Source organism: Alicyclobacillus vulcanalis, from assembly GCF_900156755.1.
In the GTDB taxonomy this organism is placed as follows: Bacteria; Bacillota; Bacilli; order Alicyclobacillales; family Alicyclobacillaceae; genus Alicyclobacillus; species Alicyclobacillus vulcanalis.
On record NZ_FTOO01000001.1, the window covers coordinates 336,857 to 361,345 of the forward strand.

The 24,489-nt window shown below is 62.4% G+C and carries 23 protein-coding genes; 12 read left to right on the forward strand and 11 right to left on the reverse strand.

Translation table 11 applies throughout. The features are described from left to right. Window positions 1-11: 11 nt before the first annotated feature. Window positions 12-908, forward strand: a complete 897-nt coding sequence (locus tag BW934_RS01670) for a slipin family protein (protein WP_076344396.1) — start codon at window positions 12-14, stop codon at window positions 906-908. Here the strand turns inward: BW934_RS01670 and BW934_RS01675 are convergent. From BW934_RS01675 to BW934_RS01695, 5 genes are all read right to left on the reverse strand, one after another. Beyond that, on the reverse strand, window positions 905-2,017 hold the full coding sequence (locus tag BW934_RS01675) for a nitric oxide synthase oxygenase (protein ID WP_076344696.1): 1,113 nt from the start codon (window positions 2,015-2,017) through the stop codon (window positions 905-907). The two genes, BW934_RS01670 and BW934_RS01675, sit on opposite strands and share 4 nt — an antisense overlap. Before the next feature lie 212 nt (window positions 2,018-2,229). Continuing rightward, window positions 2,230-2,505: a hypothetical protein gene (locus BW934_RS01680; RefSeq protein WP_076344398.1), complete on the reverse strand. Its 276-nt coding sequence runs from the start codon at window positions 2,503-2,505 to the stop codon at window positions 2,230-2,232. 126 nt (window positions 2,506-2,631) lie between these two features. Next, window positions 2,632-3,336 (reverse strand): DUF1345 domain-containing protein, encoded by a 705-nt coding sequence (locus tag BW934_RS01685; RefSeq protein WP_076344400.1) that lies wholly within the window; start codon window positions 3,334-3,336, stop codon window positions 2,632-2,634. Between the two features lie 11 nt (window positions 3,337-3,347). After that, window positions 3,348-4,601, reverse strand: coding sequence for a glycosyltransferase family 2 protein (locus BW934_RS01690; RefSeq protein ID WP_076344403.1), 1,254 nt, complete (start codon window positions 4,599-4,601; stop codon window positions 3,348-3,350). Continuing rightward, window positions 4,598-5,893: an O-antigen ligase family protein gene (locus BW934_RS01695; protein WP_076344405.1), complete on the reverse strand. Its 1,296-nt coding sequence runs from the start codon at window positions 5,891-5,893 to the stop codon at window positions 4,598-4,600. The genes BW934_RS01690 and BW934_RS01695 overlap by 4 nt, the downstream gene beginning before the upstream one ends. Before the next feature lie 250 nt (window positions 5,894-6,143). On the opposite strand from BW934_RS01695, the gene BW934_RS01700 reads away from it, so the two are divergent. The 3 genes from BW934_RS01700 to BW934_RS01710 all read left to right on the forward strand — a co-directional run bounded on the left by BW934_RS01700 (window position 6,144) and on the right by BW934_RS01710 (window position 10,259). Continuing rightward, complete coding sequence (locus tag BW934_RS01700; RefSeq protein ID WP_407639942.1) at window positions 6,144-8,216, forward strand: peptidoglycan D,D-transpeptidase FtsI family protein; 2,073 nt, start codon at window positions 6,144-6,146, stop codon at window positions 8,214-8,216. 55 nt (window positions 8,217-8,271) lie between these two features. Continuing rightward, a complete protein-coding gene (locus tag BW934_RS01705) occupies window positions 8,272-9,102 on the forward strand; it encodes a mechanosensitive ion channel domain-containing protein (protein WP_234969459.1) in 831 nt (276 codons plus the stop codon). 128 nt (window positions 9,103-9,230) lie between these two features. Next, on the forward strand, window positions 9,231-10,259 hold the full coding sequence (locus BW934_RS01710) for an NAD(P)-dependent alcohol dehydrogenase (RefSeq protein ID WP_076344407.1): 1,029 nt from the start codon (window positions 9,231-9,233) through the stop codon (window positions 10,257-10,259). A gap of 50 nt (window positions 10,260-10,309) precedes the next feature. Here BW934_RS01710 and BW934_RS01715 read toward each other — a convergent pair whose 3' ends face one another. After that, window positions 10,310-11,035, reverse strand: coding sequence for a VIT1/CCC1 transporter family protein (locus BW934_RS01715; protein WP_076344409.1), 726 nt, complete (start codon window positions 11,033-11,035; stop codon window positions 10,310-10,312). Between the two features lie 171 nt (window positions 11,036-11,206). On the opposite strand from BW934_RS01715, the gene BW934_RS01720 reads away from it, so the two are divergent. The 3 genes from BW934_RS01720 to BW934_RS01730 all read left to right on the forward strand — a co-directional run bounded on the left by BW934_RS01720 (window position 11,207) and on the right by BW934_RS01730 (window position 13,587). Then, complete coding sequence (locus BW934_RS01720) at window positions 11,207-12,223, forward strand: endo-1,4-beta-xylanase (RefSeq protein ID WP_084182416.1); 1,017 nt, start codon at window positions 11,207-11,209, stop codon at window positions 12,221-12,223. A gap of 88 nt (window positions 12,224-12,311) precedes the next feature. Beyond that, entirely contained in the window at window positions 12,312-13,277 is a 966-nt protein-coding gene (locus BW934_RS01725) for a hypothetical protein (RefSeq protein WP_076344413.1), read from the forward strand. Window positions 13,278-13,314: 37 nt separating this feature from the next. Next, window positions 13,315-13,587 (forward strand): GNAT family N-acetyltransferase, encoded by a 273-nt coding sequence (locus BW934_RS01730; RefSeq protein ID WP_076344415.1) that lies wholly within the window; start codon window positions 13,315-13,317, stop codon window positions 13,585-13,587. 73 nt (window positions 13,588-13,660) lie between these two features. On the opposite strand, the gene BW934_RS01735 is transcribed toward BW934_RS01730, so the two are convergent. The 3 genes from BW934_RS01735 to BW934_RS01745 all read right to left on the reverse strand — a co-directional run bounded on the left by BW934_RS01735 (window position 13,661) and on the right by BW934_RS01745 (window position 16,675). Next, window positions 13,661-14,878 (reverse strand): galactokinase, encoded by a 1,218-nt coding sequence (locus BW934_RS01735; protein WP_076344417.1) that lies wholly within the window; start codon window positions 14,876-14,878, stop codon window positions 13,661-13,663. Next, window positions 14,859-15,848 (reverse strand): galactose-1-phosphate uridylyltransferase, encoded by a 990-nt coding sequence (gene galT, locus BW934_RS01740; RefSeq protein ID WP_076344419.1) that lies wholly within the window; start codon window positions 15,846-15,848, stop codon window positions 14,859-14,861. Before galT ends, BW934_RS01735 begins: the two co-directional genes overlap by 20 nt. Window positions 15,849-15,910: 62 nt before the next feature. After that, window positions 15,911-16,675 carry a DeoR/GlpR family DNA-binding transcription regulator gene (locus BW934_RS01745; protein ID WP_076344421.1) on the reverse strand — a complete coding sequence of 255 codons (765 nt, stop codon included), beginning with the start codon at window positions 16,673-16,675 and terminating at the stop codon, window positions 15,911-15,913. Window positions 16,676-16,852: 177 nt separating this feature from the next. On the opposite strand from BW934_RS01745, the gene BW934_RS01750 reads away from it, so the two are divergent. The 3 genes from BW934_RS01750 to BW934_RS01760 all read left to right on the forward strand — a co-directional run bounded on the left by BW934_RS01750 (window position 16,853) and on the right by BW934_RS01760 (window position 19,356). Beyond that, a complete protein-coding gene (locus BW934_RS01750) occupies window positions 16,853-17,539 on the forward strand; it encodes a spore coat protein (RefSeq protein ID WP_076344423.1) in 687 nt (228 codons plus the stop codon). Between the two features lie 105 nt (window positions 17,540-17,644). After that, window positions 17,645-17,983, forward strand: a complete 339-nt coding sequence (locus tag BW934_RS01755) for a hypothetical protein (RefSeq protein WP_076344425.1) — start codon at window positions 17,645-17,647, stop codon at window positions 17,981-17,983. 161 nt (window positions 17,984-18,144) lie between these two features. Beyond that, window positions 18,145-19,356: a hypothetical protein gene (locus BW934_RS01760; protein ID WP_076344427.1), complete on the forward strand. Its 1,212-nt coding sequence runs from the start codon at window positions 18,145-18,147 to the stop codon at window positions 19,354-19,356. A gap of 13 nt (window positions 19,357-19,369) precedes the next feature. Here the strand turns inward: BW934_RS01760 and BW934_RS01765 are convergent, their stop codons facing one another. Next, a complete protein-coding gene (locus BW934_RS01765) occupies window positions 19,370-20,593 on the reverse strand; it encodes an MFS transporter (protein WP_076344429.1) in 1,224 nt (407 codons plus the stop codon). A 275-nt stretch (window positions 20,594-20,868) separates the two neighbouring features. Between BW934_RS01765 and BW934_RS01770 the strand changes: the two genes are divergently transcribed. Further along, window positions 20,869-21,699, forward strand: coding sequence for an SPFH domain-containing protein (locus tag BW934_RS01770; RefSeq protein WP_076344431.1), 831 nt, complete (start codon window positions 20,869-20,871; stop codon window positions 21,697-21,699). Between the two features lie 12 nt (window positions 21,700-21,711). Continuing rightward, complete coding sequence (locus BW934_RS01775; protein WP_076344433.1) at window positions 21,712-22,227, forward strand: hypothetical protein; 516 nt, start codon at window positions 21,712-21,714, stop codon at window positions 22,225-22,227. Here the strand turns inward: BW934_RS01775 and BW934_RS01780 are convergent, their stop codons facing one another. Further along, window positions 22,228-24,360: an RNA degradosome polyphosphate kinase gene (locus tag BW934_RS01780; protein ID WP_076344435.1), complete on the reverse strand. Its 2,133-nt coding sequence runs from the start codon at window positions 24,358-24,360 to the stop codon at window positions 22,228-22,230. Window positions 24,361-24,489 lie beyond the last annotated feature (129 nt).

Consider the following 24,489-nt stretch of genomic DNA (forward strand, 5'->3'; position numbering starts at 1 on the left):
GGGAGATGGGCATGCGGCGCGTGGCCGGTGTGCAGCGGTTGATTTTCGTGGTGTTTCTGCTGGGCGCCTTCGGCGTGGGGGTTGGCGTGGGGCGGGCTGATCTCGTGCTCGGGATCGCGCTTGGTATCGTCGTCCTGCTGGTGGGTTGGGCCCTGTCTGCATCCATCCACGTCGCGAATCAGTGGGAGAAGGCGGTCGTTCTGCGCTTGGGCCGATTCAGGCAACTTGCCGGGCCAGGGACGTTCTTTCTGCTTCCCATCGTGGATACCGTCGCCGTCTGGATTGACCTCCGCGTGCGTTCGACGACGTTCACGGCTGAGCAGACCCTGACCAAGGACACGGTGCCGGTCAACATCGACGCGGTGCTGTTTTGGGTCGTGGTGGACGCGGAGAAGGCGGCGCTTCAGGTTGCGGACTATGAATATTCGCTGGCCTGGGCCGCGCAGACAGCCCTGCGCGATCTCATCGGCCGAATGATGCTCGAAGACATGCTGTCGAGCCGCGAAGCCATGGATGCGGAGCTGAAGCGGCTGTTGGACGAGCGCACGGGGCCGTGGGGGATTTCGATTCAGAGCGTGCAAATCCGCGATATTAAAATTCCTGGCAACCTGCAGGACGCCATGTCGCGCGCGGCACAGGCGGAGCGGGAGCGCAACGCGCGGGTCATCCTCGGTCAGGCGGAGGTCCAGGTCGCCGAATCGTTTCTCGAGGCCGCCAGGCTGTATCACAGCGACCCCATTGCTCTGCAACTTCGCGCGATGAACATTCTCTACGAAGGGCTGAAGGAGAAGGCCTCGATGATCGTCGTGCCGAGCGCGCTGTCCGACGCCATGAACCTCGGCACGTGGCTTGGGGTGGGAAACCTCGAGCGGATGGAAGAACTGCGGCGCGGGGGAGATCGCGCCTAGCGAAATATGGACGGATCGATCTTGAGCGGGGGCGCCGAGTACGGCGAGGGCTGGCGCACAAAGTTGGGCGTCACGTAGTCGTTGTCATAGCCGCTGTGAAAGATGTGCGTGGCGGCCGGCGACAGGGGCGGGATGAGCCAACTCCAGTCGCCGGTCACGCGCCGGCCGGCGTCCCGTTCCAGTTGCTCGAAATACGCAAACTGGCGCGCCGCCGTGTGATGATCGACGATGGTGACGCCTCGCTCGCGGTAGGAATGCAAAACGGCCACGTTCAACTCCACGAGTGCACGATCTCGCCACAGCGTGGCATCGCGGGTCCGATCCAGTCCGAGGGCATCTGCGACTTCGGGCAACTTGTTGTAACGGAACGGATCGGCCAAATTGCGGGCACCGATTTCGGTCACCATGTACCACCCGTTGAATGGAGCCGCTGAGTAGCGGATGCCGCCGATGACGAGTGCCATGTCGGACAGAATGGGGACGGCGTACCATCGCAGACCTAAATCGGCGAACCTGGGGCATTCGGGGTGCGTGATCGGCACCTCGAGCACGAGATCGCGCGGCAGTTCGAACCACGCAAGCTCTTGGCCGTTCGACACGACCACGGGGAGCACGTCCCAGGGCGTGCGGGGGCCTCTCCAGCCGAGCTCCTCGCAGACGCGAGTGAACGCCACGGACGCAGGATCTCCCACCACGCCCTTCTCCGTCTCGTAGCCAGCGTAGCGCACCAGTTGATGATTCCAAATCCGCGGCTCGCGGCCATTCGTTGCCTGGGCGAACACGGTGATGGCAGGACGCACCTTGCCGTCGTTTTGGGCAAACTCGAGGTGGTCACAGAGTGCCTCGAACATGGCCTTCGGCCGGTGGAGGTGCCGGGCGTCGAAGACCTGCAGGGTCTGCCAGAATAAGCGCCCGATGCAGCGGTTGCTGTTGCGCCAGGCCATGCGCGCGCCGTGCTCGAGCTCTTCGAAGGTGTGGTCGTACGTCCCGTCGCGGTCAATCTGATGACGCACGTCATCCAGGCGCCGGGAAATTTCGTCGTCGTCCTTGCCAAGCTCTCGGTAGCATGTCTCGATAAATCGGCGCGCTTCGTCGAACAGCGGATTCATCCCGTTCACCGCCCCAACTCATTCTAGCCGAGTGCAAGGGCTTCCCAAAGCGCGACGGGGCAACGGAACGCTTGGTGTCAGCGTTTTGTCACGCTTGGGCGGGTGTCGGGGTGTGTCTGAGCGGGCCGTTTGCGTCCAGGCGGGCCTTGGTTGCGCACCGGAGCGGGGCGACTTGATGCGAGAAAGCGCGGCGATGCCGCCGCGCCCTGCGCTCACTTCTTTTTCGACTTGGAGCTGCTCTTGCTCGCGGTCTTGTGCGACGTGGACTTCTTGGCCACCGTCTTCTTCGGCAGTGCCTTGGTCGACTTCTTCGCGACCGCCTTGTGGTTTGCACCCGTCTTCGCCTTGTGCGCCGACGTCGTCTTGGTCTTGTGCACGTGGACCGTGGCGTGAGCGGCGTGGGCAGCTTTGTCCGTGCTCGCAAACGCGAGGCTCGGCGCAGCCAAGAGCGTCAGCGCTGCAACGCTTGCCAAAATCGTCTTCTTCATGGTAACCCCCACCTTGACGGCTATGTTTGGCCAATCGGCCTAGAAACAAGATAGGGGAAGGTTCTTAAAATCGGCTCAAACGCCTCGTCCATCCTCTGTGTCTGAAATCTAGTCGTGGTGACCGGCCTACCCAATGTTAATGGCACGCCCTGCGACCACCGCGACGACGACGAGCGCGAGCGCCGACTGCATCATCATGAGAAACTTCATCCGTCGGGACAACACGGCGGTGTCGGTGGGACTGAAGGCCGTGTTGGTGTTGAACGCGAGATACAGGTAGTCGAGGAAGGTCGGCTGCCAGCCCGCCCACTCCGGAATCTCGGCCATCATCTGCGGGAATAAGAGGTCCGGCGGTTCGGGATGGCCGCGGTGGCGGCGGATGGGGCCGCCGCGATCGATTTCCCAGTACCAAACGGCAAACACGAAGATGTTCGTCACCCAGAGGAGAAGGGCATCGCGAAAGAGCGCGACGTCGGACAAATTCTCGTGAAACAGGGCGTGCACGAGATGCGTAATGCTGACGATGAGAAAGAGCGTCAACACGGTGATGGTGGTCAGCGCGAGCCTGCGCGCCCACACGTCGTGTTCCTGCCAGATGGCTGCGGCGAGCAGCGCCACGAGGACGGCAAAGAACGAGGCCAGCACCCACCAAGGGGCAATGTGCATCCAGATGGAAGCCGCCGTGAGCAGGACGCCGATCAGCACGAGCGCGGCAAAAAAGAGCGCGCGCGGAATGCGCCGCGCATCTTTCGCGAGCAGCGCCAGTTCGGACTCGATGCGCGACTCAAGGGACGATTTCTGCGGTTCTCGGCCGCGCAGGTCGTCGTCCACGGTCCACCTCCTCACCGTTCGCGAAGTTCATCCAGGCGAATGGCGCGCTTGTGCACCGTGTGGTACCACGTGCGATTGCTGCGCGTGAAGTACGCCTGGAGGGTCACGGGACCCCAGGTCCAGAGAAAGAACGGAAGCAGCGGCAGGGCGAAGTACGCACGCCAGTTCACGCGCTCGAGCAGCATGGCGAGCGGAATCTCCAGGAAAAGGATGACGTTCACCGCCACCCACAGGTTTGTGACCACAAGTGCCGCGGGATTCGTCGCGGCGTCGGTCGGATCGGGCGAAAGGTAGTGAAGGCCAAGCACGATCATCGCGCCCGCGAATAGCAACATGGAGCGCATGGGTTGGAACAGGTAAATCGCCATGTCGATCTTGGCGAGATTTCGCTCGCGCAGGCCTTCCACGAACATCGGGAGCAGGTGCTCCCGAGCGCACTGGAAGTGGCCTTGTTGCCAACGCAGGCGTTGGCGGAACGACGCGGCGAAGCTGGTCGGCTTTTCGTCGTAGACGCGCGCATCGTGCGCCCACACGGGGATGATCCCGCGCCGTACGCATCGGATGCCGAATTCCAGGTCCTCGGTGAGCCCGGTGGCCTTCCAGCCCATCTCCTGCAGGAGCGGATAATCAATGCACAGGCCCGTGCCGCCGAGCGTGCAGGGCAGGTTGAGGCGCTGGCGCGCGTATTGCCATAGCCGGTTGTCGAACCAGTACGAGATGGCGAGCGACACACTGATCCAAGAATCAAACGGGTTTTTCGTATCCAGGTAACCCTGAATGACCCGGTCCCCACTGCACAGGTGGTCGTTCATCATGGCGAGGAAATCCGGGTGCACCAGGTTGTCGGCGTCAAACATGACAATCGCGTCGTAGTGGGCATCCATATCCCGCAGGCGAGCCAGCATCCACTCGATGGCGTACCCCTTGCCTTGCTCCGCGCGGTTTTCGCGCACGTGGACGATGGCGCCGTGCGATCGCGCCCGCTCCGCCGTGCGGTCCGTGCAGTTGTCCGCGATGACGTGGACGTCGTACAGGCGCTTGGGGTACGTCTGGCGCTTCAAACTCTCGAGCAGGGGGCCGATCACGCACTCCTCGTTGTGAGCTGGGATGATGATGGCAAAGCGCTTCTGCGGGGCGTGCGTGATCGTGCGCCGACGGTGCCACAGGCCGTAGATGGACAGCACAATTTGGTAGACCGCCACGAGGCCCGTCACCAGTTTCAGCGCATTATAGAAGGTATCCCAGAGCAGGTAAATGAGTGTCATGCGTCCGACATCCTCGCTTTCGGCCAGGGGCTTGGCGCGCCATCCGCCTCTGGCAAGCTGCGACCCCAGGTCATCAAGAGCCCCGCCAGCAGATAGTACAAGCTCGCAGTGTAATTGTATTCAAACAGGTTCTCGACGAAACTGTGAATGAGAACCGCGGTCAGTCCCGTCAGACCTCCGAGCGCCAGGAGGCGGGATGTTCCAGACGCTCGCTTCACGACATGCATGATATCGCGTACGATGGCCGCGTGCATGGCCATGAAGAGCACCAATCCGAGCATACCGGTCTCGCCAAGCACCTTGGCATAGTAATTGTCGGAGAACGCGGAAAAGCTATGAGATGTTGCCACGTACCCGCCGTAGTACCCGAGCCCGGCTCCGAACAGCGGGTTGCGCGACATCACGTCGAACGCTTGCTGCCAGAGTGCCATGCGCCCTCCCGCCGACGATTTCACCAGGTAGACGGTGTTGAACAGGTCGAACACGCGATGGCGCAGCGACGGCACGCACAGCGCCAAGCCAGCGATGCCAGCCCAAGCGGGCAAAATTCGCGGCGCAAAGGCGGCTGAGACCAGGAACGCCGAGGCAAAGAGCCCAAGCCACGAGCCGCGATCGTACGTCATGAACAACGCGCCGAGGCCAATGGCCGCACCCGCCACGTAGACCCAGCGTCGGCGCTTGTCCGCGTCCACGGCGGCAAGCCCCAGCATGAGGGGCAGCGTCAGTTCGAGATTCGCACCGAACTCGGCGGGCGATTTCATCACCGAGAACACCCGGGTCCGGACGTGCTCGCCGACGTCCAACCATTGGGTCGGGATCGGCACTTTGATGAGAAATTGAAACCAACCGTCTACACCCATCAGCATAGACATGCCGATCACGCCATAGAACACCTTGAGGGCGTCTTCTGGGTCCAGGGCGAGGGGCACAAGCAGTCCCACGAAGATGTACTCCACGTCGACCGTCCAGGCGTTCAGCGCCAAGACGGGGTGTTTGAGATCTGCGAGCACGAGCGCAAGCGTGTACAGGACGTACCACGCAGCGTACCTCGCCCACGGGGGCTCGCTCGGCTTGATGCCGTATGCGCGGCGAACCAACGCCGCCCACGCGAGCGCGAGAATGGCGAAGGCCCCCCACACGTTGGCGAGTGGAGCCAGAAACGTCACGCCAAGGCCTTGGTTGATGATGGCGAACGCGCCGAGCGCATAGACAGCCAGGAGGGCAACGCGCTTGCCTTGTGCCGCGCGCCCCTCAAGCGAAAACCGGACCGAGCCTGGATGGCTTCGCGACATGCCAGCCCTCCCAGCACTTGAGATTCAGACACACTTGTCCTATTCATTCTACCCGAAAATCTTCAGGGCGCATACGTTCGTTTTCCGACATTTTGGCAAACGTTTCGACGGTGGCCGACAAATCTGCGGCATGGAAACCGTTGAACTTGCGCCAAGGTGTTGAGGTCTGATTTAAATAGCTATGGAACAGCCTGAGGGACGGAGTGAGGGTTTGGTGCGAAGGTCCAAAGGAAAACGCCGGGATCGCCCCGTGACGCCTGTCGATCCGGCGAAATCCGCAAAACGCCGCCGGTTCCGCGTTCACGTCGTATACAGCCTCGTGTTTCTCTCGTTTACCTCCCTGCTTTTGCGGTTGGGCTACGTGCAGGTCGTCAAGGGCGCGTCGTTTCGCTCGTCCGAACAGCTGACGCAATACGCGCGCGTGCCCATTCTGCCCCAGCGCGGTTGGATTTACGACGCCAACGGCCAGGTCCTGGCCTGGGACAAGCCGGTGCTCACCATTCAGTTCAATCGATACACCTCGATGTCCACGGCCGAGATGCATCGCGTGGCGTCCATCCTCGCGCCGGTCTTGCAGACGACGCCTCAAGCGCTGTATCAAGCGATGCAGTCGAACCCTGGGGCGCTCCAGGTCACGCTCGCGCAGAACGTGACGGACGCGCAGGTGGCCTACGTGGTGGAACATCAAAGCGAGCTGCCGAATATTCAGGTGGTCCAGGACTACGCTCGCCAATATCCCTACGGGGATCTCGCCGGGCAAGTTTTGGGCTACGTCGGCGCGATCACGGCCCAAAATGTGAGCCAGTACAAGGGCTATCTGTACAGCCAGCAGGTGGGCGAAACCGGCATTGAGTACGAGTACGAGCACCTGCTTCAAGGGAAACCTGGTTACGAGCTGGTGACCATCACCTCCAATGGCACGGCCGTCGGGAGTGTGGGCGAGATCGCCCCGCAAAATGGGGACAACATCCAGCTCACGCTCGATGGACACGAGCAGGCCGTGGCGCAGGAGCTCCTGCAGAACATGATCGATTCGTCGCAGACCAACAAACAGGACATCACGGATGCGGCCGCAGTGATGCTCAATGTGAAGACGGGCGGCGTGATCGCCATGGTGAGCTATCCGTACCTGGATCCGAATTGGTACACGAACGGGACCTATGTCGATCACGTCCATTATTTGGAGACCTCGGGCGCTCAGTTGAATAACGTGATTGACACGTTCAACTATCCCGGGTCCACGGTCAAGCCGGCGAACATGATCGCGGCGCTCAAGGCCGGCGTGGTGACGCCGAAGACGGAAATCCTCGACGACGGCTACATCTATATCGGCACGCAGCGCAAGAATGAGGACGAGGGTTTTGTGTTTGGCTGGGTGAATCCCATTGAGGCCATCACGGTTTCGAGCGACGTGTTTTTCTATGAGCTCGGGCTTCACCTCGGCAAGTGGTTCGGATCGAGCACCACGTCCGGCGGTTCGTACCCTGCGTCGGACGGAAGCTACCAGAACTACTTGGACACGGACTTCGTGAAGGGCATCAACGCGATGTTCCAGGAGGAGGAGAACTTCGGCCTGGGCACGCTCACGGGCATCGACCTGCCCTTCGAGGAACATGGCGAGTTTTACATCGAAGACTATCGCAAGGGCAACATTCAGGTGCCGTACAACCTCCAGGCGAGCGAGGCGTCCCTTGCCAAGACCGGCAAGTATGTGAACTACGGCTCCCCGGCGAGTCTGGCGGACGCCGCCATCGGCCAGTCGCAGATGTTCACGCCGATGGAACTCGGCGTGTACGCCATGACGCTGGCCGACGAGGGGCTCCGGTTGAAGCCGCACCTGCTGGAGAACGTCTATGCGCCAAACGGAACGCCGAATTCCGGCGCGAAGCCGATTTTGACCTACAAAACGCAGGTGTTGGGCCGCGTGAGCGCCGAGCCGTGGCAGTGGGATCTCGTCAAGCAGGGGATGTACGGCGTGACGTCGAATCCGGCGGGTACGGCGTACTATGCCTTCCTCGGCGCGCCGTATCAAGCGGCGGGGAAGACGGGTACAGCGCAGATCGTCATCAACGGCCATCGGACGGACAACTCGGTGTTCATTTGCTACGCGCCGCTCAACCATCCGCTTGTGGCGGTGGCCGTGATGGCGCCGGGCGGAGGCTACGGTGCGTCGTTTTCGGCCATCCTGGCGCGAAAGATGATCGACGCGTATTTCGATGAGCACCACGAGCCGTGGATGCCGAAGAGCCAGTGGACCAACACGTCCATCCCGTCCAACTGGATGCAATCGCCTGCGTATTTGCTGCCGGAGCAAAGCCACTGATGCTGGAACAAAGCCCTGGAACAAAGCCATTGACTTCTGAGATTGAGGTGTCCGCATGAGGGAAGGGGTTCGGCCTGCGTCCGCCGGCTGGCGGCGATTCATGATGTACCTCGTGCTGCTTGTGGCACTCGCCGTTGCGGCGTACCTCGGGCGCGAGTCGGAGCGGTTGCAATCGTTGCCGTCGTTGGACCGCCAGATCATCGAGTGGGGCATCGCGGTCGTGTGGTTCGTCGTGGGTGCCCTGGTCGTCAACCAGCTGCGCCGCACGGTGAACGCCATGGCCGCTCGTCATCCCGGCGCGGACATCCGGGTTCTGAGCGTCGTCAACCGCGCCTTGAGCGCGGTGGGCTACGCGTTCGTCCTCGTCGTTGGCCTGAACCTGCTCCAGGTGCGGGTGGGCAGCATCCTCGTCGGCGGTGCCGTGACGGGCGTCATCGTCGGCGTGGGCGCACAGTCGACGCTCGCGAACCTGATTGCGGGGCTCGTGCTGTTTGCGGTGCGGCCCTTCCAACTGGGCGAGTACGTGAGCTTCCGCACCTACCTGTTCGGCGGTGTGGAATACAGCGGCACGGTGGTGGACGTGAACTGGTATCACACCGTGCTTGAGGAGGGCGGCGTGCGCCGCGTGCTTCCCAATGCCTCGGTCGTCAGTTCGGCCATCACGGTGGGGGCGAGGGAAGGCAACAAGCTGTGCACGGTTCCCCTGCCGTACGCGGTCGCGTTCCGCGACTTCGAGGCGAGGATGGGCGAGGCCACGGGCGGGCGGGCCACCCTCGCCATCAAGGAGTTTGCCACCGACACCTACACGGTCCAGGTCGAGATTCCGGCAGAGATGGACCTCGAGGTCGTTCGCGAGGCGATCGCGGCCTTTCGCGCAGGGACGTGATCGCCGGGCCTTGGCCTTGACGCAGAGACCTTGGCCTTGACGCGGATTTGTATACTAGAATCGAAGAGCGCGAGGATCACGCGGGAAGGGGAGCTTGTGTGGCAGGTTCAAGTGCAGTTCCTAAGACGATGAAGGCCGCTTATCTTGTGGGCACACGGCAAGTCGAAATCCGCGAGGTGCCGGTTCCTGCGCCTGCCCCGGACGAGGTGCTGGTTCGCGTGGAGGCGGTCGGCGTCTGCGGTTCCGACGTGCACTATTACGAACACGGCCGGATCGGCCGGTACGTCGTGGAAGGGCCGCTCATTCTCGGCCATGAGGCGAGCGGCGTGGTCGTCGCCGCAGGCCATCTCGTGAAGCACCTCAGACCCGGCCAGCGCGTGGCCATTGAGCCCGGCGTCACCTGCGGCCGCTGCGAGGCGTGCAAGTCAGGGCGTTACAATCTGTGCCCGCACGTGCGCTTTCTCGCGACGCCGCCCGTGGACGGCGCGTTTGCGCAGTATATCGCGCACCGGGCGGACTTCGTGCATCCCATCCCGGACGACATGTCGTACGAGCAGGCCGCGATGGTCGAGCCGTTTTCCGTCGCCCTTCACGCGATTCGCCGCTCCGGCATGCGCCCGGGCGATCGCGTCGCCATCGCTGGCATGGGGCCGGTCGGCCTGCTCACCGTGGCGGCGGCGCGCAGGCTCGGGGCTGGCGACGTGATCGTCAGCGACACCGTCGACAAGCGGCTTCAACTCGCGCTGCAGCTCGGGGCATCCGAGGCCGTGCACGCGAAGCAGGGCTCCCTCGCGGCCGCGGTCCGGGAGCGGTGGCCCGAGGGCGTGGACGTGGCCATCGAGACGGCGGGTCATCCCGACGCTTTCGCGTCGCTCCTGCCGGCGCTCTGTCGCGGCGGTCGGCTCGCGGTGGTGGGGTTGTCGCCGCTGCCGCTCAAGGAACTCGACCTCACCCAGCTGACCGATGGCGAGATCGACATCGTGGGCGTGTTCCGCTACGCCAACACGTATCCGGCGGGCATTCAGCTCATGCGGGAACTCGACGTGTGGAACCTCATCACCGACACGTTTCCTCTCGCCGAGACGGGCGATGCGCTGGAGCGCGCGCGGACGCAAAAGAGCGAGAGCGTGAAAGTCGTGGTCTATCCCCAAGCGTGAAAAAGGGCGATCGCGCCTTGGGTCGCGATCGCCCCGGTGCGTGGCGGGGCCTAGAGCACGTGGCTGCCCGCGAGACCGAGCAGGTAGGAGACCACACCGACGATGACGCCGGCCAGCGTCATTTCGATGCCGCTTGACCACCACGAACGCACGGTGACGAGGCTCTTGAGTGCGCCCACCACGAAGTGCGCCGCGAGGCTCACAGCGGCCGCGGTGATGACGGCGGCGAGGCCCTGCATGAAGAAAAACGGGATGAGCGGCACCACGCCGCCGATGAACGTCGACAGGCCGCCCGAGAAGGCCGCACCCCACGGATTGCCGCGGCTCTCTTCGCGGATGCCGTGCTTCTCCTGCGCCATGGTCTTCAAGAACAGGTCGTCGTCCTTGGAGATGCGCCGCGCGATCTCCTCGGCCTCGTGAGGCTCAAAGCCGCGGGTCTCGTAAATCAGCGAGAGAATCTGCACCTCGCGGTCTCGATTCTGCTCGATGTCCCGCTTGGCCTCGTGAAACGCCTTGTCTAACAGCTCGTTTTCCGATCTCGTCGCGAGCCACGCGCCCGCGGCCATCGACAAGGTGCTGGCGAGCGCGCCGAAGAAGCCAGACACGAGAATCGTGTGGTTGTTGCCCGTGTAACCGGCGACACCGGCGATGATGCCGAAAATGGCACCGAGGCCGTCGTTCACGCCGTAAATCGCATCGCCGATCCAACCCGGCGTCTTGCGCTGTTCTCGTCCCATCAGTTCGTCCAGTTTTGCAGACGGAGAAAGTGTGCTCATGATTTCATCGTCCTCAGTTCGGATTGAAGTTTGCCAAGATGCGGCATCATCTCAGCCCTACACAGCCTCATGATAACGGTAGTTGGTAAAATAAGTCAATCCTAAATGCGCCTGTTAGCGGCGCCTTATTCCGCGCATTAGGACGAGATGCACGCGAGGAGGAGAACCACCTTGACAGGACAACAGCCGTCTCTTCAAGAAGCTTACGCCGATCGCTTTCGCGTGGGTGCCGCGGTCAGTGCGACGACCCTTCGCACGCATGCTGACCTGTTGAAGCGCCACTTTTCCAGCGTCACGCCCGAGAACGAAATGAAGTGGGAGCGCATCCATCCCGCTGAAGCCGCGTACTCTTTTTCGGCTGCAGACCAAATCGTTTTGTTCGCGCGCGATCACGGCATGTTCGTCCGCGGCCACACCCTGGTCTGGCATAATCAGACGCCCGCTTGGGTGTTCCAGGACGATCTCGGCCAGCCCGCACCCGCCAAGCTCGTCGAGGCGAGGCTCGAGGCGCATATCGCCGAGGTCGTGGGTCACTACCGGGGCGCCGTCGGGTGCTGGGACGTGGTGAATGAGGCCGTGATCGACCAAGGCGAGGGATGGCTGCGCGAAAGTCCGTGGCGCAAGGCGCTCGGGGACGACTACATTGAGAAGGCGTTTCGCTTAGCCCACCAGGCGGACCCCGATGCGCTCCTGTTCTACAACGACTACAATGAGACCCAACCTGCGAAGCGGGATCGCATCCTGCGCCTCTTGGAGCACCTGTTGGACCGCGGCGTCCCGATTCATGGCGTGGGGCTCCAGATGCACGTGTCGCTTGACGATCCCGACATCGAGCAAATGGAGGCGGCCATCGAGCGCTACCGGGCGCTTGGCCTGCGGCTGCACGTCACGGAGCTCGACGTCAGCGTCTATCCGTGGGTGCATGAGCCGGATCAGCCGCAGATGCCGGAGCGGCCGTACGACGACGAGCTTGCGGAGCGGCTCGCGGCGCGCTATGAGGCGCTATTTGCCCTCTACCTGCGCCACCGGGACGTGCTGGAGAACGTGACGCTCTGGGGCGTCGCGGACGATGCCACGTGGCGCGACAACTTTCCCGTGCGCGGCAGGAAGGACTGGCCGCTTCTCTTTGACGTGAATCACCAGCCGAAGGAAGCGTTCTGGCGCGTCCTCCGCCTCGCACAGGCCTGAAGCGCGGGGCGGCGGGGACGCGAGGCGCTTTTCGAGCACGCCTGCGAGTGGTAGAATGTGCCCAACAAGGCGAAGGAGAGGGATCTCGATGTCCCTGCGTCGCGCGGCGCGAAGGGTCGCATGGGCCGGTCTGGTGGCCGGAGGGGTTGCTTGTGCTCCGGTTATCTCGGCTGCGACCAGCTCTCCCGCGAAGGAACTGCAGCAGGCGCTTCAAGCTTGGCAACAGGCGCCCTATCGTCAGACGCTGTCGTCGGCCCAGGCAGGTTTGTCCGTGACATGGCAGGCCGCCTATGCGCGGGAGGCCGCGTGGGCGAATCTTGCCGCGAAGCTCCAGCGCGACGGCCAGTTGACGCTGTTTCGCGCGGAAGACGATGTGTGGCAGGTGAACGGCACGCCTGCGGAGTGGTTCACGAGCCAGGGCGCGACGGGGCGTGCGAGTGTGTTTTGGTTTCACGGGGCCGCGTACGAACAGCAGCCCGGCGGTTGGGTGGGCGCGGCGCGCCCGCCCGTGCTCTGGGAGCCCGCGATGGGCGCGTGGACGTCGGTGCGCCTGACGTCGCAGGGGGTGCAGGACGACGAGATGCTGGCGGTCATGGACCCAAAGTCCGTGTCGAGCGTGTTCGGCCCCTGGATCGCGGCGGTGGCCGGCACGCAGCTGTTTGGCGCGCGCGGCATCTCGGAGGCGGACCTCGAGGCGCTCGTCGCGCACACCACGGTGTACGGCCACTTCACCATCTCGCGAGCGGCGGGCAGTCCAGAGCTCACCGCGGCCACCGTCGCGGCCGTGGTCGACGTGCCTTCTGTTGTTGCGCTGCACGCGTTCGGTGCGAAGGCAGCGGCCGCCATCCAGCAGATGACGTGGCGGCTCACGTGGACCATGCGCACGAGCTACCTCCCGGTCGCAAAGCCGCTGCCCCAGGGGCTTCACCCCGCCGGGTGGCCGAGCCCAAGCCAGCCGCCTGCGAGCCAGAACAGCACGGCAAACGGCACCGCGGGCGGAAACGCGGCCCAAAGTCAGGGCTCTGCAAATGGGTCTTTGCAAAACGGGACGTGATTCGATTCGCCATTTGGCGAGGGAAGAGGGCGAAAGCATGCAACTCGTGCGCGTTCAACACGGCGTGGAGCTCCACGATGAAAGCGGCGAGCGGATTGGCTACGTCTCCTGCACCGACCGGGGCGACGGCGTGTGGACGATTGACCACACGGTCGTCGATCCGGCCTATCAGGGCCAGGGCCTCGCCGCCAAGCTGGTGGACGAATTGGTTGCGATGGCGAGGGAGAACAACGTCAAATTGCTGCCCATTTGCTCATACGCAGTGCTTCGATTCAGGCGCAGGCCGGACTATGCGGATGTTCAGGCGTGACGAGGCGCGAAAGGCATGCCCCTCTCGGCGAGCCGAGAGGGGCACGTCTTTCCCGCCAAGGCGCATTTGCGATTTACCGAATGAGCGCGTCGAGCGCGGGCAGCGCATGGACGCCGTCGCCGAGATCGCTGATGTAAAACGACGGCGAGCGGCCTGTCGCCTGTTGATACGCCGCTTCGACGTGCTTCGTGAACGCCTCCACGGCGTCCGCAAGCACGAGGCTCACGGTGCACCCGCCAAAGCCCGCACCTGTCATGCGGGATCCGACGCATCCCTCGGCGCTCCAGGCCGCCTCCACCAGCGCGTCAAGCGCTTCACCGGTGACCTCGTAGTCGTCGCGGAGGGAACGGTGCGACGCGTTCATCAGCTCTCCGAATGCCTCCACATCTCCCGCAGCCAAGAGCCGCGCGGCCTCGCGCGCGCGATGGCTCTCGAAAATCACGTGGCGCGCCCGCCGGACGATGTTGTCGACCTCACAGCCATCCCCGGCCTCCGCGCGCAAAAGCGACTCGACGTCCGGCCACGCGTCCGGCTGGAGTTCCGCGAGCGCTTGCACGTCGGGGAAACGGCGCTTCACCACGGCGAGTGCCGCTTCGCACTCCGCGCGCCGCTCGTTGTACTTCGAGCCGGCGAGCCTGCGGGGGACGTTGCTGTTGGCAATCACCAAGCGGTAGCCCTCCGCGTGCACGGGCACAAGCTCATAGGCCAGCGTCAAACAGTTGAGCGACAGCGCCATGTTCCGCTTCCCCATCGCGATGGAGAACTGGTCCATGACGCCGCAGTTGACGCCCACAAATTCGTTCTCCGCCTGCTGCGCAATGAGCGCGAGCGTTTCCCGGTCCAGGCCCGCCCCTGCCATGTCATTGATGGCAAACGCAGTCGCGACCTCCACCGAGGCGCTCGAGGACAGGCCGGCGCCCACCGGGAGATTTCCAAAGAAAAACATGTCCATGCCCGACATCTCGACGCCTCGGCGCTTCAGGATGTCGATCACACCCAGCGGATAGTTGGCAAAGTCCTGCTCGGGCCGGTACCGAATGTCGTCCGCGGCCACCTCCACGATGCGATCCGAGAACGTGGTCGCAAACCGGAAGCGGCGATCGCTGCGCGGGCGCACCACGAGCCAGGTGCCCATGGTGAGCGCGGCGGGGAGCACGTACCCGCCGTTGTAGTCCGTGTGCTCGCCAATCAGGTTGACGCGGCCAGGCGCAAAGTAGGCCCGAAGGCGGTCGGGATCGCCCGGCGAGAAGGCGAGAATTCGGTCTATCTGATCAGACAAGGGGGTCGACATGTCGGTTCGCTTCCTTTCGCTTCTGAATCGCCTCGCGCAATTGCGGCGCCGTGACTTCGACAGCCATGGGGTTGCAGGGCGCCCATGCCCCGGTCTCTGACGAAGCCAGGTACTTGAGGCGCGTGGCCGTCTGCAGCGGCGGGTAAAACTCGATGTGAAAGTGAAAGTCGACGGGTTGAGCCTGATTCACCGGGCTTTGGTGAAGCACCATCATGTACGGAAACTCGCGATCAAACAACGCATCCATGCCGCTCGTCACGCGTTTGAGGATGCGCGCGAGATCCGTCCGCTCTTCATCCGTGAAGTCGAGCAGGCTGCCCACATGGCGCTTGGCGGAGATGAAGGCGCCGTACGGGTAATCGGTGAAGAACGGGATGTACGCGTAAAAGTGTTCGGTTTCGTCGAGCATGCGCTGACCGAACGAGACCTCTTCTTGATTGATGTCGCACATCAGGCAGTGGCCCGTCTCGTGGCGATGAGCTGCAAATGACTCGATCTCGACTCTGAGCTTCTGCGGCACGTACGGATACGCGTAAATTTGGCCGTGCGGGTGAGGCATGGTCACCCCAACCTCGGGGCCGCGGTTTTCAAAGATCAGGACGTATTGATGACGTGGATTCGAGGCCAGATCGCGAAAGCGCTCGCTCCACAGGTCCACGAGCTTGCGTATGTGCGCCACCGGAAGCTCGGGAAGGGTCGTGGTGTGCTCCTTTGAGTATAAAATGACTTCGCATTTTCCGTAAGCGGGTTCAACGCGGTACAACCCTGTCGCCACGTCGTCGGGCGCCGGCGGGTTCTGCGATAAGGCAGGGAAATCGTTGTCATAGGCGAGCACGTCGTAGTCGTCCGGCACCTTCCCCGAGCCTGGGCAGAACGGGCAGTTGTCTTTGGGCAAGTTCGGACGCTTGTGCCGATTTGAAGCCACCATGGTCCAGTCGCGCAACAGGGGGTTGTATCGAAGCTCAGTCATGAAGGATCACCTCGTTCTCATCAATCAATCGCCGAAGTCATCCAATCGCCGAAGTCACCGTGTCAAGCATCCGCGACGATCAGCTCGACGTCACATTCCGCGAGCACCGCGGCCTCCGCTTCGCCGGGGGCGCGGTCGGTGATCAGGGCGTCAATTTCGCTCCACTTGGCGAAACTCATGAGCGACTCCACACCCCACTTGGTGTGGTCGGCGAGCACCACCACTCTGGCGGCGCGTTCCATCATCGCCCGGTTGACCGCGGCCTCCAGGACGTTGGGCGTGGACAGGCCGTGATCGACATGAATGCCGCTTGCGCCGACGAACAGGAGGTCGACCCGAAATTGGCGCACCGTGCGCTCCGCGACGGGACCGACCAACGCGTCGCTTGGTGTGCGAAACTGACCGCCCGTCAGAAAAATGTCGTGGTAGCCGTTTTTCGCGAGCTCCGAAGCGACGTTCACCGAGTTGGTGAGAAACGTAAGGTTTTGGAAACCCGCGATGTGCTGGGCCAGGACCCACGTGGTGGTGCCCGCGGCGATGGCGATGGTCATGCCAGACTCCATTTGGCGGAGGGCCGCCTTCGCGATGGCCATCTTCTCCGGAATTTGGAGGATGCGCTTGTCGGTATAGGGGAGCTCGCGCGCCGCACGCGCGACCTGACCGCCGCCAAACGCGGTTTCCACAAGGCCCTGCGCCTCGAGCGCCTTCATGTCCCGCCGAACGGTGATCTCCGACACGCCGAGTCGCTCGGCCAACTGGCGGTACGATGCGAAGCCGTGCTGCGCCAAAAGCTCCAGCAGCACGCGCTGCCGTTCTTTCGGGTACATGGTGTCTCACCTCGCGGACGGGGCACTGATCAATATTTATCATAACATAGACAAACAAACTTCATCACATGATATTTCGTGACAACAGCGCAGGACCATCCACATCTGGAATACATACGCGTGCGAGGTCTGCGCATCCTAGGGATGACAACCATTCTCTCCTTAGGAGGTCGACACATGCAGCAACAGCCCAACATGCAGCCGCACATGCAGGGACACATGATGGCGAATGCACAGGCGGGAGCACAGGGTCAGCAGGCCCAGCAAGGACAAGGTGCGCCGAACGCGCCTTTTGGCGCGCACGAAATCATAGGAATGAACGAAGTTCTCCAGGCCACATCCGCGAACGCCGAGGTCCTGAACTTCCTGGCCCATCACGCGCAGGACCCGCAGGTGCGCCAGCTGCTCGAGCGTCAGGCCCAGGCGATGGAACAGCATTACGTCGAGGGCGTGCGCGTGTTGCAGAGCAACACCCAGATGGGCGGGCAGGGCTATCAGACGGCGATGCACACGCAGCCAAAGCTCGGTCTGCGCCATCCGACGTACCCTGCGCCCAATCTGCAGGCGCAGTCGCCTTCCGATCGCGCCATTTGCGCCGTCGCCCTCAACCTGCACAAGTACGGGGCCATGATGTGCACGATGTTCGCGCTCGAGTGCGCCAATCCACAATTCCGCACGTTCCTCATGACGAGTGCCGGCTTGTGCGACCGCATGGCGTATGATCTGTTCGCGCACATGAACCAGAAGGGCGACTACCAGGTGGCCACGCTGCAGAAGAACACGACGCAGACGATGATCGATTCCTATCAGATGCCGGGAGGTATGGCGCAACCGGGCATGCCGCAGGCACCTGGCGTCCAGTGAACCGGGCGGCCCGCGAGGCCGCCTCTTTCAATCATGATTTGAACAATCGCGCGTATGCTTGGGGTCGGAGGCCTTCCACATCTTACGAGCAAGGAGTCGATTGCGATGCTGAGCACAGCGGACCAGATGGTGGCGTACTGCTTCGGCAGACAGGACATCTTGGATCGCGCGCACAACCACTTCGAGCAGACCATCGACGAATTGCTGCGAGAAGGGGAGGTCGTGTGGACGCGGGACCCCATCGCCGGCGTCATTGCGCACGAGGGGCGCTGGTACACCTGGTTTCGGCACGCGCGGGACAACGGCCAGGTCGAGGGAAAGCTGTTTTGCTGCGGAGACGAGATGCAGGTGGTGGCACTCGTCATGGAGGAGATCCCGTGGCTTGAGCCGGAGTGTCGCATCAAGCTCTTGCGCGCGCTCCGCTCGGCGCACGCGAGTGCCTGACGCCCTGTGGCGAGGCTTAGACGGAAAAGGCCCTGGCCTCAGGGCTTTTTTCATCACCAAAAAATCGCAGGCCCGATGGCTTTATCTGTCGAACAGAATCCGATAGGATCGAATTATGTAGAAACCGGGGGACAGCCTCGGGTCATTGCGAGGGGACGCCAGTGAAGACGCTCAAAGGCATGGACGCACTTGAGGTTGCGGCTCGATACGGCATCACGCTCTATGATACATATTACGGAAACGAAGTGACGGTACAGGAAGCGCGCGAGTTTATCGAGGCCAAGCGAGATCCGGACAGCTTCATACTTAAGGATTGGCCTGACACCGAGGAAGAGGCCGAGGACGTGCTCCTCATGCACATCTACCAGGCGCTGCGCGACAAGAAACAGGCCCACGGCCGCGTCGATCTCGTCATCGAGGACACGGAAGGTCCGGTCATCAACGTGGCGGCCGCCGAGTTGGCCGCGCTGCGCCTCGGGAATCGCCGTCTGCTCGAAGTGGATGATCGCGACGACGGCGTGTACTATCACATCCCGCGAACCGCCCACCTGACGGACGAGTTTCTGGAAAAGTTGGGCCAGTTCGTCTGCGAGGAGTGTCGGCATTTCGATCTCGCCGGCCCCTATCACGAGGCCTGCCTATATGCCATGGTGAACGCCATTCGGCGCGGCGAATTTGCGCTTGAAGACGTGGTGGAGGAGCGGCCGGCGGAGGGCAGCCCGCTCGGGCGCTTGTTCGGTTCCAACTTCGGCACGTGGTCCAGGCGCGTCTCCGAGACCAAGTCTCGCCTGCAACAGGCGTGGAAGCGGCGCCGGCGCGCCGTGTTATCGCGCATCGAGGACCAGCGCGAGGATGAGAGCGCCGTGGAGAAGGCCAAAAGGGCGGCGGAGGACTGGACCACGGCGACGCTCCATCGCACGCTGGCTGGGCTGAAGCGCACCCGCATGGCCGCGAAGGCGGCCGACGAAGCGGGACCTGGCGCCGATGCGCCTGAGGTGCATGCGCCGCATGGGGCGGTCGAGATCGTCGATGCGGTCAATGACACGGGGCGCGAGGACTCGGGGCAGGAGCGGTCGGGCCGCCAGCGCATCACGAAACGCGCGTTGATTCGCTACCTCGAGCAGGTGGAAATTGTCGACGAATCCGGCGAGGAAGCCCGTGAACTCGCGGATCTTCGCCAGCGCTGCATCGAGCTCGAGGCGCTGCTCGACTCCGCCAACTCTCGATACGATCGCGCCCGGGCCGAGATCGACCACTGGAAGCGTCAGTACGAGGCGCTCAAACGGGACATGGACACGGTTCTGCAGGCGCTGCAGATTGCGCGCAGGCACGCCGGAGACGAGGCGGCGCCAACTGGGCGGGGCGACGCGTGAGGGTCACGCCCTCTCACGGAGAGGGCGTGTGCGGCGTGTGTTCGCTGCGCGGCAGGAGGTTCGGGTGGCGCATGAGCGCGTAAGCGCCGGCGGTGACGGAGGCGAGCAGAGCGCCGGTCACCCAAAACACCCCGTGAATGCTCGTGGCATCGGCAATGGCGCCGCCGACCAGGGGCCCGACCGTGTTGCCGATTTGGTTGGCCGTCTGGTTGAGCCCGAAGGCGCGGCCGCGGAAGGTCGCCTCGGTGGATCGCACAATGAGGCCGTTGATGGCTGGGTACACGGCGCAGAAGAATGCGCCATACACGAATCGGACGGCCGCGAAGGCGATCACATTGTGAAACGGGATCTGCATGAAGGTCCAAAGGGCGCCGCCCGCAAGGCCGATGGTCAGGACTTTGACGAAGCCGATGCGGTCAGCATATTTGCCCCAAAGCGGCGCGAAGACGACGCTCGCGATGCCCGCGAGGGAAAAGACGAGACCTGCGAGAAAGGACGCGTTTTGTGCGCTCGCGGACGGATCGAGCTGGGCGACGTAGAGGGTCAAGACGGGCTCGATGGTCATGATGGAAAACGACACCACCATGTTGAGCGACAGCGCGGTGAGGAGAGGCTTGTTGTGAAGCGCTCCGTCGATGGCCCGGAACACGGAGGGCCGTGACGTGGCGCGTTTTTTGTTGAGCTCGCGCACGAAAATGAGGGCGAGGAGCGTCGAGATGAGCACCAGAACGGACGCGCTGCCGAAGGCGACGCGGTTGCCAAACAGGCGCGCGATGGTGCCCCCGAGCAGCGGTCCGACGATACCTCCCGCTGAACTCGCGGCGGAGATGGTCGACAGCGCGTATCCCACCTTGTCTTCAGGGGTGTTGCTCCCCACAAGCGCCACCGAGCCGGGAATGTATCCCGATAAAAGCCCCTGCAGTGTCCGCAGGACGAGAAGCTCCCATGGATGTTGCACAAATGCCGTCAATCCATAAATGACGAAAAGTACAAAGCCCGCCCGGACGATCATCGGCTTTTGACCGTACCGATCGCCGAGCGAGCCCCAGTACGGGGCCGCGATGGCACCCGCGACAAACGCAGCGCTGTAGAGCGCGCCGGACCAGATGTCCGTGTGCTGATGGACCCCAATCTTGAGCAGAAACAAAGGCAGAAACGGGATGACCATGGAGTAGCTTGCGGACGTGAGCAATGTCCCAATCCATAGGACCACGAGGTTTCGTTGCCAGACTTCCATTTTGTCATCACCAACGTTTTTCTTTTTATCTTACCTCGATCTCGACGAAGCGGGGCAAGGAAATTCGGAAATGCGAAATGAACTTCCCAAAATCCAAACGAAAAGGAACTTCCCAAAACGCAAGCCGAGCGATATGATGAGCCTAACATGATTAGGAATTTTGCTGAAAACGTTGGATGGAAAGCGACATGAGACGTGGAAGACAGCCAGTCGAGGGACCGCGGGCGCACGAATAAGCCTGAAGGGCCGCGTCCTCGAGCCGAGGAGGAGTGCCGATGCCTCAGATACGCCAAGTCATCAGCACGTTGACGAATGACGGAAAGGAGATCATGGGGCCGGACGTCTTGGTCTACCATTATCCGGACAACAGCATTCTCAACGGCTCCTTGTTGACCGTGGAATCGAACCACTTTGCCGTCCTGAAGTCGCGCGGGGCGATTTTGAATGTCTATGAGACGGGGCAGTACGTCATCCAAACGCCGGATCGTCCCATTATCGGGGCCTTTCAACAGGCGTTTTTCGGCGGCCAGAGCCCATGGCAGTACGAGGTCCTCTACATCAACCGAGCGAAGCTCATCCTTGAGGTCTCCGGAGTGGCGTATTCCAAGGAAATGGCCGAAATGGGCTATCACGTGAGCTGTTATGTTCACGTGGATACGAAGGAGGATGCGCTGAAACTCGTTCAACACATGCCGATGTCGGGCCATTATGTCAGCATGAAAGAGGTCAACTGGTACGCGGGTCCCGTCATCGAGCAGTCCATCAACAAGATTGTTCAACTGACGGAGTTGGAGCGCGTCAACGAGCGCATGCCCGAGATTCTGGAACTCGTCAAGGAGCACCTGCAGGAGTTCTTGTCGGTCTATGGCCTCACCTTGAACGACGTGAAGGCGCTCGTATATCCGCGTGACGAGCGCATGAAGGAGCTCATCGCGCTTCGTGCGTTTGGCCTCTCGGAAATCGATGCCGTGCGCTACTATACCGCCATGATCATGGCGCAGAAGGGCGTCATCTCCGCGCCCAACATGGCCATCGGCGAGCCTTTCTTCATTGGCAATCCACAGGTCGCGACGGATCGCATCACGCAGCCGCCGGAGAAGCGCTGAGGAGGCGTGGCGATGAGCGATTTGATGAAGTACGGCATCGCGGTGTCACCCGGCACGGCGGTCAACCAGATCCTCACGGGATGGATGAACGCATGGTTCATCAACATGAGGGATCCCCGCTTTCGGCTGCGCGAGCGCATGATCGCGTTTCACAACGCCGTCGACCAAGCGCTGGGCGCGTACCTTGCTCAACTGCGCGCGGAATTGAGCGCGCTGCGGCGCAAACTTCCGCAGCCGACTCGCGAAGACCCGTTTCCGAACCTGGAGGCGCTTTCGGCTGTGAAGGAGCTCGAGGCCTACATTCGGCGCGTCGAGGCGCTTCGAACCGTTGCGCTGTCGACGCCCGTGCCGCCGGACGAGTACGTATTTCACGGGCGCCCGGAACACGAGGCTGTGCTTGCTGAACTCGCGCGGATGGATGGCGAGATCGCCCAACAGATGCAGGGCATCTCGCCGGACACCATCGACGAGCTGGAGCGGATGCTTCGGACGCGGAACGGGCGGTTGCAGCGGTTGTTGCAGCCGTAGTCAAGGGAGCAGGCGCGGAGGCGTGCGCGGAATCATCGACTCCGCAATCGCCTTCGCGGTCTCGTCGGCGGCACCACGAGCCTCGAGATAGAATTGCATCTGTGACGCAACCTTCGGTTCGCCCGGCTTCGGCTCGACTTTCTCATACTGGCCGTTTGCTGCGAGAACCCAGCGATTGACGTTGTCCTGGAGCTGCACCTCGAGGATGTGCTTCAGGCGCTGCTTCAGGTTATCCTGCAGCACGGGGAACAGGATTTCGACGCGGCTCACCATGTTCCGCGTCATCCAATCGGCGCTTGCCAGGTAAAACTCCTCTTCGCCCCCGTTCAGGAAGTAGTAAATTCGGCTGTGCTCGAGGAATCGCCCGACGATGCTCGACACGCGGATGCGGTCACTCACACCCGGGATGCCAGGGCGCAGGCAACAGATGCCGCGCACGAGCAGGTCGATCTCGACGCCTGCGCTGGATGCCTCGAACAGCGCGAGAATCAGATCTTTATCCGTCAACGCGTTCATCTTCGCGATGATCCGCGCGGGCCGACCGGAACGGGCGTGATCGATCTCGCGGCGAATGAGCTTGAGAAACGCGTCCTTCAGCCCATGCGGGGCCGTCGCGATGCGTCGCCATGCGGGAGGATCGGCAAAGCCCGTGAGGTGGTTGAAGAAAAGCGAAGCGTCTTCGCCAAACTCCTCGCGCGCGGTGAACATGCCGAGATCGGTGTACAGGCGCGCGGTGTTGTCGTTGTAGTTGCCCGTGCTGAGATGGACGTAGCGGACAATGCGCTCGCCTTCGCGCCGAACGACGAGCGCGATTTTGCTGTGCGTCTTGAGCCCGACGAGCCCGTAGATGACATGGCATCCGGCTTCCTCCAACTTTTTCGCCCAGACGATATTGTTCTCTTCATCGAATCGAGCTTTGAGCTCCACCAACACGGTCACTTGTTTCCCGTTCTCTGCGGCTCGCGCGAGCGCCAACACAATGGGCGAGTTGCCGCTCACGCGGTACAGCGTCTGTTTGATGGCGAGCACCTGAGGATCGCTCGCGGCCAGGTGGATGAAATGAACGACGGGATCGAACGACTCGTATGGGTGGAACAGGAGAATGTCGCGCTTTGCGATAGCCTCGAACAGGCCGTTTTCTCCAATGAAGTCAGGCGGCACCTGCGGCAGGATGGGCGAAAACCGGAGGTGAGCGTACTCGGGCATGGCCGAGAAGCGCATGAGAAAGGTAAGGTCGAGCGGGCCGTCGATGGAATAGATGTCCTCCGGCTCGAGCTCAAGCCAGTCGCGCAGGGTTTCCACGAGTTCGGGCGACATCGAGCTGTGCACCTCGAGCCGAACCGCAGCGCCGCGGTTCCGTTTCTTGACTTCGCGCTCGATCTCCTCGAGCAAATCCTCCGCGCTCTCTTCGTCCACGGTGATGTCGGCGTTGCGCGTAATCCGGAAGCACGCGTGTTCGAGGACGGTGTGCCCCGGGAACAGCGTGTCGATGAACATCTCGATCACGGCCTCGAGCAGCACGAACACTCGTTTGCGACCGGACGTGGGCAACTCGAGGTACCGTGGAAGGACGCTTGGCACCTGGACCACCGCGAACAAAGGCGATTCGTGAGGCAAACGCACGGCGATGGGCTCGAGAAGGACAGCGATGTTGAGCGAGCGATTTGCCAGCAACGGGAACGGGTGGCTCGCGTCGACCGCGAGCGGCGTCAGGACAGGAAACACGTGGTGATGGTAATATTCCTCAACATACGCGCGCTGCGCCTGCGTCAGCTGGTCTGGGCCGACAAACTCAATGCCTTCCTTGCGCAGGCTCGGGAGCAGCTGTTTGGACCAAAGGCGGTACAGCTGGCTCACGTGCGCGTGCCCCCGGTTCGCCACCTCGGCCAGCTGCTGAGCCGCCGTCATCCCCGTCTTGTTGTCCGGACGCCCGACGCCGAGTTTGAGCTGATCCTTGAGTCCTGCCACGCGGACCATGAAGAATTCATCTAAGTTGGAGGCACAGATGGCGAGAAATCGAAGTCGCTCAAACAGCGGGTTGTCGGCGCGAGTGGCTTCAAAGGCCACGCGCTCATTGAAGAGGAGCCAACTCACTTCTCGATTGATGAAATGTGCGCGACTGTCCAGGTTCATGGTGGTTCCCATCCCTATGAGCGTGATGTGGCTGAGCCGAAAGTTGGTTGTGGATGTATTGTGACGGGAAAGTCGGGGAAATTGCAATGGGGAAATGAAAAGCACGCCCCGAAGGGCGTGCGACTTTGT

Excerpts from the sequence above, each read along its gene's own strand:
- BW934_RS01745 (WP_076344421.1), bottom strand. The coding sequence starts at position 16,675 with ATGTACCCGAAAGAACGGCAGCGCGTGCTGCTGGAGCTTTTGGCGCAG.
- BW934_RS01730 (WP_076344415.1), top strand. The coding sequence starts at position 13,315 with ATGCAACTCGTGCGCGTTCAACACGGCGTGGAGCTCCACGATGAAAGC.
- BW934_RS01775 (WP_076344433.1), top strand. The coding sequence starts at position 21,712 with ATGAGCGATTTGATGAAGTACGGCATCGCGGTGTCACCCGGCACGGCG.
- BW934_RS01755 (WP_076344425.1), top strand. The coding sequence starts at position 17,645 with ATGCTGAGCACAGCGGACCAGATGGTGGCGTACTGCTTCGGCAGACAG.
- BW934_RS01765 (WP_076344429.1), bottom strand. The coding sequence starts at position 20,593 with ATGGAAGTCTGGCAACGAAACCTCGTGGTCCTATGGATTGGGACATTG.
- BW934_RS01725 (WP_076344413.1), top strand. The coding sequence starts at position 12,312 with ATGTCCCTGCGTCGCGCGGCGCGAAGGGTCGCATGGGCCGGTCTGGTG.
- BW934_RS01735 (WP_076344417.1), bottom strand. The coding sequence starts at position 14,878 with ATGTCGACCCCCTTGTCTGATCAGATAGACCGAATTCTCGCCTTCTCG.
- galT (WP_076344419.1), bottom strand. The coding sequence starts at position 15,848 with ATGACTGAGCTTCGATACAACCCCCTGTTGCGCGACTGGACCATGGTG.
- BW934_RS01670 (WP_076344396.1), top strand. The coding sequence starts at position 12 with ATGCGGCGCGTGGCCGGTGTGCAGCGGTTGATTTTCGTGGTGTTTCTG.
- BW934_RS01690 (WP_076344403.1), bottom strand. The coding sequence starts at position 4,601 with ATGACACTCATTTACCTGCTCTGGGATACCTTCTATAATGCGCTGAAA.
- BW934_RS01705 (WP_234969459.1), top strand. The coding sequence starts at position 8,272 with ATGAGGGAAGGGGTTCGGCCTGCGTCCGCCGGCTGGCGGCGATTCATG.
- BW934_RS01710 (WP_076344407.1), top strand. The coding sequence starts at position 9,231 with ATGAAGGCCGCTTATCTTGTGGGCACACGGCAAGTCGAAATCCGCGAG.
- BW934_RS01680 (WP_076344398.1), bottom strand. The coding sequence starts at position 2,505 with ATGAAGAAGACGATTTTGGCAAGCGTTGCAGCGCTGACGCTCTTGGCT.
- BW934_RS01770 (WP_076344431.1), top strand. The coding sequence starts at position 20,869 with ATGCCTCAGATACGCCAAGTCATCAGCACGTTGACGAATGACGGAAAG.
- BW934_RS01780 (WP_076344435.1), bottom strand. The coding sequence starts at position 24,360 with ATGAACCTGGACAGTCGCGCACATTTCATCAATCGAGAAGTGAGTTGG.
- BW934_RS01695 (WP_076344405.1), bottom strand. The coding sequence starts at position 5,893 with ATGTCGCGAAGCCATCCAGGCTCGGTCCGGTTTTCGCTTGAGGGGCGC.
- BW934_RS01675 (WP_076344696.1), bottom strand. The coding sequence starts at position 2,017 with ATGAATCCGCTGTTCGACGAAGCGCGCCGATTTATCGAGACATGCTAC.
- BW934_RS01750 (WP_076344423.1), top strand. The coding sequence starts at position 16,853 with ATGCAGCAACAGCCCAACATGCAGCCGCACATGCAGGGACACATGATG.
- BW934_RS01715 (WP_076344409.1), bottom strand. The coding sequence starts at position 11,035 with ATGAGCACACTTTCTCCGTCTGCAAAACTGGACGAACTGATGGGACGA.